The 11950-nt window shown below is 50.2% G+C and carries 9 protein-coding genes and 1 tRNA gene; 6 read left to right on the forward strand and 4 right to left on the reverse strand.

Features of this window, described 5'->3' with window-relative positions; all coding sequences use genetic code 11:
• From GF404_09750 to GF404_09765, 4 genes are all read right to left on the reverse strand, one after another.
• On the reverse strand, positions 1–398 hold a 398-nt coding region (locus GF404_09750; GenBank protein MBD3382467.1), incomplete at its 3' end, for an ABC transporter permease.
• A gap of 1 nt (position 399) precedes the next feature.
• Entirely contained in the window at positions 400–1326 is a 927-nt protein-coding gene (locus GF404_09755) for an ATP-binding cassette domain-containing protein (protein ID MBD3382468.1), read from the reverse strand.
• Positions 1319–2143: an ATP-binding cassette domain-containing protein gene (locus tag GF404_09760; protein ID MBD3382469.1), complete on the reverse strand. Its 825-nt coding sequence runs from the start codon at positions 2141–2143 to the stop codon at positions 1319–1321. Before GF404_09760 ends, GF404_09755 begins: the two co-directional genes overlap by 8 nt.
• A 117-nt stretch (positions 2144–2260) precedes the next feature.
• On the reverse strand, positions 2261–3145 hold the full coding sequence (locus GF404_09765; protein ID MBD3382470.1) for an efflux RND transporter periplasmic adaptor subunit: 885 nt from the start codon (positions 3143–3145) through the stop codon (positions 2261–2263).
• Between the two features lie 188 nt (positions 3146–3333).
• Between GF404_09765 and GF404_09770 the strand changes: the two genes are divergently transcribed.
• The 6 genes from GF404_09770 to GF404_09795 all read left to right on the forward strand — a co-directional run.
• Positions 3334–4164, forward strand: a complete 831-nt coding sequence (locus GF404_09770; protein ID MBD3382471.1) for a T9SS type A sorting domain-containing protein — start codon at positions 3334–3336, stop codon at positions 4162–4164.
• A 69-nt stretch (positions 4165–4233) separates the two neighbouring features.
• The gene (locus GF404_09775; protein MBD3382472.1) at positions 4234–5988 is read left to right on the forward strand and encodes a protein kinase; all 1755 of its coding nucleotides are present in this window, start codon (positions 4234–4236) and stop codon (positions 5986–5988) included.
• A 30-nt stretch (positions 5989–6018) separates the two neighbouring features.
• Positions 6019–6096: transfer RNA gene (locus GF404_09780), tRNA-Glu, on the forward strand.
• Positions 6097–6172: 76 nt separating this feature from the next.
• A complete protein-coding gene (locus tag GF404_09785) occupies positions 6173–7726 on the forward strand; it encodes a hypothetical protein (protein ID MBD3382473.1) in 1554 nt (517 codons plus the stop codon).
• An 11-nt stretch (positions 7727–7737) separates the two neighbouring features.
• Positions 7738–10821: an AcrB/AcrD/AcrF family protein gene (locus tag GF404_09790; protein ID MBD3382474.1), complete on the forward strand. Its 3084-nt coding sequence runs from the start codon at positions 7738–7740 to the stop codon at positions 10819–10821.
• A 291-nt stretch (positions 10822–11112) separates the two neighbouring features.
• Positions 11113–11950, forward strand: an 838-nt coding sequence (locus GF404_09795; protein ID MBD3382475.1) for a VWA domain-containing protein, incomplete at its 3' end; no start/stop codon positions are given.

Genomic DNA, 11950 nt, shown 5'->3' on the forward strand with positions numbered 1-11950 from the left:
GCGATATTGGCGGTGTTGGCATCCGCGCCGTCTGTAATAACCTGGACTGCGGCGGTTTTGCCCTGCTTGATCTTTTCTGTCAGGTCTGAAGGAAGTACCAACGCGATGCGGATTTCGCCCAGTTCGATAAGGCTGTCGATCTGTTCCTGGCGTTCTAAACTGTAGCGGTGGTCGAAATATCCGCTGGAGACGAAGTCACGAACCAGCCCCCTGCTCAGGCTCGAGTTGTCATAATCCAGAACCGCAAAGGGAATGTTCTTGACATCGAGCGTGATAGCGTAACCGAACAAAAACAGGAGTATCATCGGCAGTACAAACGCCAGCGCCAGAGATCTCGGGTCGCGCATGATCTGTATGACCTCTTTGCGGGTCAGGGCGTAAATCCTGCTGAAGCTCATCTCAGGCTTCCTCCCCGGTCAGGTTAATGAAAACATCCTCGAGCGAAGGACGGGCCTCTTCCAGGTGCTCGAACACGATCTCGCAGTTTTCGAGAAATCTCCGGGCGGAATCGAGGTCGCTGTTTTCATCGAGTGTGATATGAAGCGCGCTCCCGAATACAGTTGCTTCTCGAACTTCAGCTTTACCTTGAAGTACCTGGAGCGTGTTCAGCAGGTCATCGGTTTTGAACTGGTAGATTTTACCACCGGCGAAATCGTTTTTGAGATCCCGGGGCGTTCCGACCGCCCGCAACTGCCCGGAGAATATCATCGCCACCCGGTCGGCATGTTCGGCTTCGTCCATGTAATGAGTGGTTAAGAAGACGGTTGTGCCCCGCTGTGATGCGCTGTAAATAATATCCCAGAAGCCCCGCCGTGCCATAGGATCCACTCCCGCTGTGGGTTCATCCAGAAATAAAATCGGCGGATCGTGGAGCATTGCGCATTCCAGCGCAAGTCTCTGCTTCAGCCCCAACGGAAGGGAGGCTGTAACTTCACTGCGAATGCGCCCGATTGGAGTGGTATCGAACAGGACTGCGGTCTTTTCCGCCAGGTGTTTTTCCGAAACGCCGTAGATACCACCGAAGAAGCTGATGTTTTCGGACGGGGTCAGATCATTATATAGTGAGAATTTCTGTGACATGTAACCGATATTGAGTTTGATCTTCTCTGCTTCACGGTAAATATCGAAACCACCCACTTTGCCCGAACCGGATGAGGGACGCAGAAGGCCGGCCATCATCTTGATCGTGGTCGATTTACCGGCACCGTTAGGACCCAGAAACGCAAAGACCTCCCCGCTTTTTACCTCGAGACTGATCTGGTCGACCGCCGTAAAATCTCCGAAGCGGCGAGTCAGGTTTTCGATTTTCAGAGCGTATTCATTCATTACTAACCAGGTGGATGAAGAGATCCTCGAGTTCCGGTTCGATCCGGTTGGGCTGACCGCTGACAAGGTCTTCTTTCTGCAATTCATGTATTATCTTATCTATACCATTATCTCCGGCAGGTGAGACATGCAGTTTGTTGCCGAACATCACTGCAGAGCGCACCAGATGATTCTGTTTTAGAAGCTCTTTAGCTCTCCTGCTGTTCGGGCTGTAAATCTCGTAAAGGCTACCCTTCCACAGGGCTTTAATATCGTCGGGTTTGTCGCAGGCCAGCATCCGTCCCTCGTTCAAAAGCAGTACGCGATCACCCCGTTCGGCCTCGTCCATAAACGGTGTGGCCACCACGATAGTGACACCCTGTTGTTTGAAATCGGAGAGAATATTCCAGAAAGTCCGGCGTGAATACGGGTCGACACCGTTGGTAGGCTCATCCAGAAGCAAAACCCTGGGTCGATGAAGCAGGGCGCAGGCCAGGCCCAGTTTTTGTTTCATGCCGCCGGACAGCTTGCCGGCAAGGCGTCGCGAAAACCTTTCCAGGCCGGAGAATTCGTACATTCTTTTCAAAATTGAGGCTTTGTCTTTGCCCGGAAGACGATAGAGACTGTAGAAAAAGTCGAGGTTTTCCTGAACGGTTAAGTCCTCGTAGAGGCCGAATTTCTGGGGCATATATCCGAGGTGAGGTTTGGCCAGTTCAGCTTCACGATCGATTTCGCAATCCAGAAATCTGACCTGACCGGATTCGAACGGCATGATTCCCGCCAGTATCCGAAGCAGGGTGGTCTTGCCGGCACCGTCGGGTCCGACCACGATAAACATCTCGGCCTGGTTGACCACAAAGCTGAGATCCTCCAGCACATGGTGATCGCCGAAGGTTTTATTCAAACTCTCGACCTGTATCGGGTTGGAGCCTGGCACATCGACCTCGCGCGGATTTTATTCGTTTACATAGATAATGACATCAGCCGGCAGACCCGGTTTGAGGCGGTGCTCTGGATTGGGCAGGGAGATCCTGAGCTCGAATACCAGCTTGACTCGTTCCTCTTTGGTCTGGATATTTTTCGGGGTAAATTCAGCCTCGGGCGAGATAAAATCCACTTTGCCCTTAAACCTGCGCTCGGGGTAGGTATCGATCATGACATGCGCCGAATCACCCAGGCGAATAGCGCCGATCCGGGTCTCGTTGACATAGACATTGATATAGGCCCGTTCGAGAAGCGAAAGAGTGTAAAGCGAAGCTCCCGGCATGGCCAGCTCGCCCGGCTCGTAATTTTTTGATGTGATCCAGCCGGTGACCGGCGAATATATCTTCGAATTGGATATCTGTGTCAGGAGCGTTTCCTTCTGGGCAGTGAAGCTTTCCTTCTGGGTTTCGAGGGTTCGAATCTGCTGGCGGACATAATCTCGTTCAGTCCGAATGTCATCGTATTGTGACTTGGTCACTGCCCCGGCCTCGTAAGCATTTTTTACACGTTTGAGATTAGTGTTCAAATTTTCAAGCTTGATACGCGCCTGTTCGATCTGGGCCTCGAGCGATGCGAATCCGGCCTCGATTTCGTTAAGGCGGATTCTCAATTCCTCGACATCGATTTCCGCCAAAAGTGTGCCGGAATCAGCTTTCTCTCCGAGCTCCCGGGTCATCCTGACCAACCGTCCGGAAACCTCGGGCGCGATATCGATATCGGTAACTTCGATTGTACCGGTGGCGGACACCTGGCCGGGCGGATCGGGGGCGTTACGGTTATTCTGTTCCCGGATGATCAGGAAAACCAGTACCGCGACTACTCCGAGAACGATTATGGGAGGAATGATTTTCTTCATATCAGAGTGGCAATATCTTGATCTGATAGAGAAAGTCAATCAAAAATTGAACAGTGAAAGAACTTGGAAAATCAGCGTAATTGAGTATATTTCAAAATATACTGACCGTGTGTTTTCATACAATTACGACTAATACGGAACATCGATCGACCTGATCGGTTTACCTGCATAAATTAGAGGGAATAAAAATGAAGTTAATTCATGGAATTATAATTGTTGTTTTTATGATTCTGGTGTTTAGCTCCGTCGTGTCGGCATCCTCCGACACCATCTGGATTGAGTCACGGGTGGTAGAGCCGGGGTTTAACTACTCAATCGCGGTTTATGCTGAGTTGAGTAAAGACTACTCCGGGTTTGATTTACCTTTCGAGGCCTCGAGCACAGACATTATATTCGACAGCATAACTTTGGAGGGGTCGATAGTACAGGATATTAAGGATTTGGGGGTCAGGATCGATGGCAACCGGACGGCGGCAATAATTTTCCCTTCCGGATTTTCCGAAATATTACCGATTCAGCCGCCGGGAGGCAAGCTGTGTGAAATCTATTTCCATATAGATCCATTTGCCAGATCGCAGGTTATCGAAATTGACTCCTCCGCTTACCTCGATTTTGCGGGACCGCCTGCTATCTACATTGAATTTGCCGCATGGGATATGCAGGGAGACTTCAGCCCGATCGAGTTCCGTCCGGGACAGATCGAGGTATTGAGCGCGACCGATGCTGAAGATGATCAAAAGGACAGCTCGCTTCCCGAGGATTTCCGGCTCTACCAGAACTATCCCAACCCGTTCAATCCGAAAACCGTGATCGAGTACTGCCTGCCGGGAGCCTCAGAAGTCCATCTCGAGATCGTAAATATCATGGGACAACATATTGCCACGCTTGAAAATAGATATCATGAAGCGGGATGTTACAGCGCGCACTTCGATGCTTCCGGGCTCGACTCGGGGGTATATTTCTACACCCTCACGTCAAATCAGGCGAAAATCAGCCGCAAGATGATACTTCTCAAATAACTCCAAATTGACCTTCCAGCTCTCTAAACCGCTTTCATCCTTCGGCCGATAGAGAAATCGTGGGGATATATGCATAATCTGGCAGAAGTAAAAAAAGAGGGCACTCAGTTCGATACCATCGGTGACTTCAAAGTCCTCGGTAAAGTCGACCAGGGAGGAATCGCCGAAATCTACCTCGGACTGCAGGAATCGCTTGACCGCAAAGTCGCGATCAAGATTTTGTCGCATGACTATTCGGCCAACCCGGATGTGATCCGCCGTTTCGAGATCGAATCCAAGACAATCGCCAAACTGCGCCATCCGAATATCGTCCATGTGATCGACAAGGGCCGGGAGGATGAACGCTATTATTTCGTAATGGATTTTATCGAGGGCACCACCTTCAAACAGATGATCTACGACAAGACCATCCCGATGGCCAAAAAGATATCCAAGATCCTGCAGGTCCTCAAGGCTCTCGACTACGCCCATAAAAACGGGGTAATCCACCGCGATATAAAACCTGGCAATATCCTGATCGACAAAGATGGTAACGCGCTGGTGGTGGATTTTGGAATCGCCCAGCTGGTTGACCGCGAAGAGACCGATAAGACCCGTCCCGGGATCGTCATGGGCACGCTGGCGTATATGTCACCGGAACAGAAGATCAATTCTTCGATGATAGACCAGACCACTGACCTGTACGCGATCGGTGTGATCCTGTACGAGATCATGGCCGGCAAAAAACCTATGGGTAGATTTCAAAAACCGTCCAGTATCAATCCCGATGTCAACCCGGAACTGGATCGGGTTGTCGAAAAATGCCTCGAAAATAATCCCCGCGACCGGTATCAATCGGCGGCGGATCTTCGTGCCGATTTGCTGTCTGCGTTTCGCAAAAAGATCAAACCGCCGGCCAGCACCCAGAAGAGTATCGAAACTGATATCAAGGGTTTTATCGGTAGGCTGTCATTTCTCGACACCCTGCGTAAAACCGAAGCGGCGGCCACTCACCTGGTCGAAGATCAGAAAGACGGCAAGCTGTACGTGATCAAAATCATGCAGGAGGCCTCTACCGGCCAGAAGGAAGCCCGGCTGTTGAGACAACTCGATCATCCCGGAATAATCGGCATACTCGGATGCGGCGGTACCGATAAACAGGGAGTCATTCTAACCGATTATGTCCGCGGTGGCTCCCTTGAGGAACGCCTGGTACGAATCTACCCGCCCCGTGTAGCGCTTCAGATCTTCGGACAGATTCTGGAGATTCTGGAGTACTGCCATAAGAATAATATCCCCCATGGCAATTTGAGGCCGTCCAATGTTCTGATGGATGAGGATGACAATATCATCCTGACCGATTTCGGTCAGATCGCCAATCATCGGGTCGGGCGACAGGACAATTATACAGCTCCTGAGAAGATGAAAAACAAGATTTCCGACATCTATTCGGCGGGCGTGATATTACATAAACTCCTGACCAACCAAATGCCGATTTTCGATTCTTACCTGCGCCTCATCTGGCATGACAAGTACCCCCGCGTGCCGGTGTCTTTGAAGCTGATTTTGCAGAAGATGCTTCGCAATAAAGTAGTCGACCGCTACCAGTCGTTGAGCGAGGTAATCAGCGATATCAATGAATGCGACCTCGAAATTCCTGAACATAAGACCAACCAGCGCAGTAAAATAACCGTAAAAACTACGAAGCCTAAAAGAGTTCGGCAGAAATCGTTATTCAGGCCTCTTGTGGTATTGATCCTGATGATGATATTGCTTCTGGAAGTAATTATGGTCTTCCATGGAGAATCTCTGGCGCAGTTCTTTTTTGGCTTGACAAGTCGCTGATTTAGGGTATTATAGGTTCGAAAAATTCAGGTCCCTATCGTCCAGCCCGGTCTAGGACACCGCCCTTTCACGGCGGCGACAGGGGTTCAAATCCCCTTAGGGACGCCAATTTGTAAAGGCTTTTCTTATTGCGAGAAAAGCCTTTTTCATTATCGCATCTTGTAAATACCATCTCAGGCATCAATTGTATGATTTCATACTGTCGATTATGTCCGGGATCAACATATATTTCTGGAACGATTTTCGTCATCCGGCTGTTCTCCCGAAAGAGGACGAGATGAAAACAATATTGATAACACTGATAGTTTTAACCTTCTCGTTTGCGGGGGCGTTTTCCGAATCTATTTCACTGGAAAACCTGCTTCAAAATATCCAGGCGGATCATCCCCTGATTGAGCAGGAATCGCTTTCCCCCAAAATAGAGAGCAAAAGGCGTGAAGGCTTTTTGACAGCGCAGAGCTGGTACCTGAGCGGGGGGCCATCGTATTTCCACTCAAAACCGATTGTCACCAGTCCGTTTTCGCCGACAACTATCGACCGTATCCAGCAACAGGCGAGCCTGCGAAAGAATCTCTGGTCAACCGGCGGAAGCCTCCAATTAGGATGGTCATCACTTTTGACCAAGCAGACCATCAGCGATATCACGGTCCCTTCACAAAACGGGAGCTTTACGATTCCCAGCGGTGTTTCTACGCTTTATGAGCATTCTGTTTCGGCCAGCTATACTCAACCGTTGATGCGTAATTTCAAGGGCAGACTGGACAGCCTGAATTACAATTCTGCTGAGTTTGATATCAGCGTGGCAAAGCTTCAGTCTCGTGAGAACCAGGAAAAATTTTTGTTTGAAGTCGGCAGTAAGTATCTCGAATGGGTTCACCTGGAGGAACGCGCGAAAATCGCTGCTGAACGTCTTCGGCTGGCCGAGGAGATACTGACCCTGACACGTGAGAAGCGGCAGGCCAACCTTGTGGACCAGGTGGATGTGCTGCGTTCAGAAGACGCGGTCCTGTCCGCAAGACAGGCTCTGGTGCTTCTGCAGGCGCAGATCAAGGCAGTCAAAGCTGAACTCGCGGTTCTGGCAAAGGTCGATTATATCAGGCAGAGCAGTCCCGATTACAATCTCTTTGACACAGCAGATCTTCCAGCCATAAACCGGGCAGGTGATATCATTTTAGAAAATTCGCGGATACTCAAAATCCTTGAAACCAGAAAAGAGCAACTAATCTATTTGCGCGGTAGCTACAGTGAAACCGGACGTGCCAGTTTGGATTTGAACCTGGGAGTGACACTCAAAGGGGGAGAGGAAACCTTCGGGAATTCACTCGAAATCACCAAGCCGGATTTTTCGGTGGGGCTTATGTTTTCGCAACAGCTCGGAAGCCGTGGGGCGGATTACGACGTTGCCCGGACTGAGCTTCAGATCCAGCAGCTTCAAGCCCGGGCGGATAAAGCCCGGCTGGATTTGGAATCGGCTCTTCAAAACCTTTTGATCCAGATGGATGAGCTGGTGGATGTAATGGAACTCAATCGTCGGGAAATAGAATCTGCACAACGCAAGACTGAAGAAGAACTGAGGCTCTATGAGCAGGGTCGAAGCGATTTAACGATCGTGATCCAGAGTCGTGACAACCAGCAGAATGCCAGGCAGATTCTGGCGCAGAATGCCGCCAGCTATCATCGCCTGCTTTTGAAATACCGGGAACTGACCGACCAGCTCCTGGACATCCGTGAGCAGTAGCGGGGAAAAGAATGATCGGATTTTTCAGGTTTTTTGTTAAACGCCACATGCTTGCCAATCTGTTTACGATTATGGCCCTGCTTTTGGGAATCGGTTCTCTGGTACAGATCAAGCGCGATATCTTTCCCGAGGTTGATTTCGGCCAGGTAAATATCACCACATTTTATCCCGGCGCTTCGCCCGAGGATGTCGAACTCAATGTCACCAATGAAATCGAGGATGAACTAAAAGGCATTTCCGATATCGACAGGATCACCTCCTATTCCATGGAGAATTTCTCGATCATTACGGTTTTCATCGATCTCGAAGCGGATGACAAGGATGAGGTGCGGGCCGATATTCGTGAAGCGGTCAACCGTGTTACCGAGCTTCCCGAGGAAGTTACGGAAGCGCCCCTGGTGACAGCCATCAACAACGAGATCCTGCCTGTGATTGAAGTTGGTGTGGCCGGTGATCTGCCCTATTCCGAATTACGCGAGGTTGCCCGTCTGTTCAGGAAGAAACTCGAGAATGTCGCAGGTGTTTCCCGAATCGAGGAATTCTGGTTTCTCGACCGTGAGATCAAAGTACAGGTTTCACCGGAAGCGATAAGCAGGTACCAGGTGCCCCTGCAACATGTAGCCAGCGCGATTTCCCGCAGGAATATACGCCTTTCGGGCGGTTCCATAGATTCCTATGCAAGTGAGAAAAGCCTGGTCACTCTCTCCCAGTTCGATGAGCCGTCCCAGGTTAAGGATGTTATTGTGCGCTCAAGTTTCAGCGGACCGATAGTGAAGGTCGGCGAATTGGCAAAAGTTGTCGATGGTTTTAAAGACCCGCGGATAATTACCCGGATGCAGGGCAAACCGGCCATAACCTTCCAGGTACTCAAAAAGAACTCTGCCGATATCATCCGCACAGTCGATGCGGTCAGGCAGTTCGTAGATGAAGAAAAAGATAACCTGCAAGACGGAGTGGAGATACTGTTCTCCAACGATATCTCTACTTATGTTCGCAATCGCTTCAACGTAGTGCTGTCCAACGGCGCGATCGGGCTGGGGCTGTTATTGATTGTTATGGCAATATTTCTCAGCATCCGGACTGCTTTCTGGGTCGCCATAAGCATCCCGGTAATCCTTTTGGGAGTGATCTTCCTTTTGCCGGTGACGGGCGCGTATTTAGATATCATATCTCTAACTGCCATGCTTCTGGTGATCGGTATTATAGTCGATGACGGGATAATCGTGACCGAGAATATCGTCCGCAGGCGGGAGTTGGGAGATTCACCGGAAGAAGCCGCCAGCAGGGGAATACTCGAGGTTTTCAAGCCGGTCGGTGCGACTTTGTTGACAACCTTTCTGGCATTTGCGCCGATGTTTTTCATGGTCGGCGTTACCGGCCAGTTCGTGATGAGCATACCGCTGGTGATCAGCCTGGCGCTTTTTGTCTCGTTGTTCGAGTTGGTTATCGCGCTTCCAGCCCACCTTGTGCCGGGTCTCAAAAAGATCAGGACCGGTGAGAAGAAAAAGAGCTACTGGTTCGATTCGGTGCGCGATATGTTTCGCAAATTGCTGTCACAGATGCTGAGACTGCGCTACCTTTTCATCGTCATCTCGATCGCCCTGTTTTTAGGATCGATCTGGTATGCCACCAACAAAATGAAATTCATACTGTTTCCCGACACCGCCGCTGATTCATTTGTAATCTATGTCGAAACCCCGATCGGATCATCGATTAAGAAAACATCCGACAGAGTCCGACCGATCGAGGCCCTGGTAGACAGCCTGCCCTCCAACGAACTCAGTTCATACGCAACCCGGATAGGAAGTCACGGTGAACGCAATCCGGGTGAAAACGACCACTGGGCGATGGTGCGGGTCAACCTGTCACCTTACGCCAGGCGCGACAGGACCGCGGTGCAGATCGTCGATCAACTGCGTCAGGAGACTTCGAAGCTGGAGGGTTTCGAGCGCATTATGTATGATATCGAGGCTGGCGGTCCACCTGTGGGAGACCCGATTACCATCCGGGTGGTCGGTTCTGACGACGATATGCGCAGGAAACTGTCCGATTCATTGATAGCGTTTTTGAATACCTACGACGCTGTCAGTGAACTCGATCGCAATGATAAAAAAGGCAAACAGCAGGTCGAACTGAAAGTCGATTACGAGAAGCTTTCACGTCTGGGCCTGACTGCTTCTGATGTCGCCAATACAGTGCGAATCGCTTATGATGGCCAAATTGTCACAAGCGTGCGCTACGCCGATGAAGAAGTCGATTTCCGGGTTATGCTCGACCGGCAGGCCCGCAACGACCTGACGCACTTATCTGAACTGCTGATTCCCAATGAACGTGGCAGGTTGATCACGCTGGGCGATGTCGCCGGCTTCGAGATCGGACCGGGACCGGGCAGTTATTATCATTACAACAACGAACGGACCACGACTATCACTGCCGATCTCGATAATGAAAGCGAATTTACACCTGTTCAGGTTACTAACCAGGCAATCGATCACTTCAATCTCGATCGTGACTGGCCGGGCATGCGCTTTGTAATCGGTGGTGAGGCGGAGGAAACAGAAGAATCATTCCGCTCCCTGTTTATAGCTTTCGGGATCGCGGTGATTGGAATTTACTTCGCACTCATCCTGCTTTTCAATTCAGTCACCCAGCCATTGATGGTGATGATTGCGATACCATTCGGGATCATTGCGGTCATTATCGCTTTTGCCCTTCATGGCGAACCTCTGGGTTTTATGGCCCTGATGGGTTTGGTAGGACTGACCGGGGTGGTGGTCAATGACTCACTGGTGCTCGTCAACCATATCAATAAGCTCAGGGAGGAACATCCCGATGAATCGGTGCTGGCACTGGTTGCTCGTGGAACAGCAGACAGGTTGCGCGCGGTTATCATGACAACTCTCACCACGGTCGCGGGACTGCTTCCATTGGCTTATGGGGTCGGCGGGTCGGACCCGTTTATCGCGCCGATGGCATTGGCGCTCGGTTACGGGCTCTTGTTTGTTACCCCCCTGACTCTCGTATTCGTGCCCAGCCTGTACCTCGTGAGAACCGATATGATCTCCATGGTAAAACGAATCTTCGGAAAAGCCTGAGTATATCACCCGGTACTTATATTAAGAAGCCTCACATAAAGCGTGGAATGACTAATTCACCGGACTGGGTAGTTACAGGGTATTAATGGTGTATAAGAATTACCGCTTCAGATAATCCACAGATAATATTTCACTCAAACCGTATATAAATATACACATCTATATAATAATATAACGAAATATTTTTTGAGAAAATACTTGACTTTCATTAGCTTGTAATAGATTATTTTCTCGACACCATAAACTATTAGCTGTCACACAAAACACTACACACCGAACCAAGGAGGGAGTATGCTATCAAGACGGCATATCAGCCTTATTCGATCCTTCTTGATACTGATGTCGCTGTTGCTTCTGGCATACCAGCCGGGCAATTGTCTCGACGTCAATATCAGTCAGGTCGATGCCAACAACTTTCCATTTATTTATTCCACGGTCACAGTGGACACTTCCGGGATGGGAGTACCCGATCTGACCCAGGGCAATTTCGTGGTTACGGAAGACGGCCGGGTGCAGACAGATTTATTCGATGTCGAACCACCCACCCAGGGAAGCGGAGTTCGGCTGGTCGATTTCGTATTCTTGATCGACAATAGCGGAAGTATGTGCGATAAAATAGATTCAGTTCGCAACAATGTTAATGCTTTCGCGAACAGCCTCGCTTCGCAGGGCTATGATTACCGCCTGGGAGCGGTCCGTTTCGGTCAGGGTTCCGGGAGCGGAAATCCGCAGATTTTCAACAATGGTAATTTAACCGGTGACCTGTCGACATTTCATTCCTGGATAAACGCCATGTATTGCAATGGTTACAGGGAACCGGGGCTCCAGGCTGTAATCGATGCCGCAACCTCTTTTAACTTTCGTCCGGGATCACAGAGACACTTTTTGCTGATTACCGATGAGGACAGCGATGGGGGTAGTCTTTCTACCGCGATCAATGTCTGCCTGGCAAACAATATCGTCGTTCACGTGGCGGTCATTTGTCATTCAGGTAGTTCTTACAACCAATACTGCCGACCCAATACGAGCATCAGCGGAGCCACGGGTGGCAGGGTGTTCAGTGTCGTGGGCCCATATAACAGCATCCTCGACGATTTGGGTGAAGTGATCGGAAACACCTACGTTGTCC

The organism is Candidatus Zixiibacteriota bacterium (assembly GCA_014728145.1).
GTDB lineage: Bacteria > Zixibacteria > MSB-5A5 > JAABVY01 > JAABVY01 > WJMC01.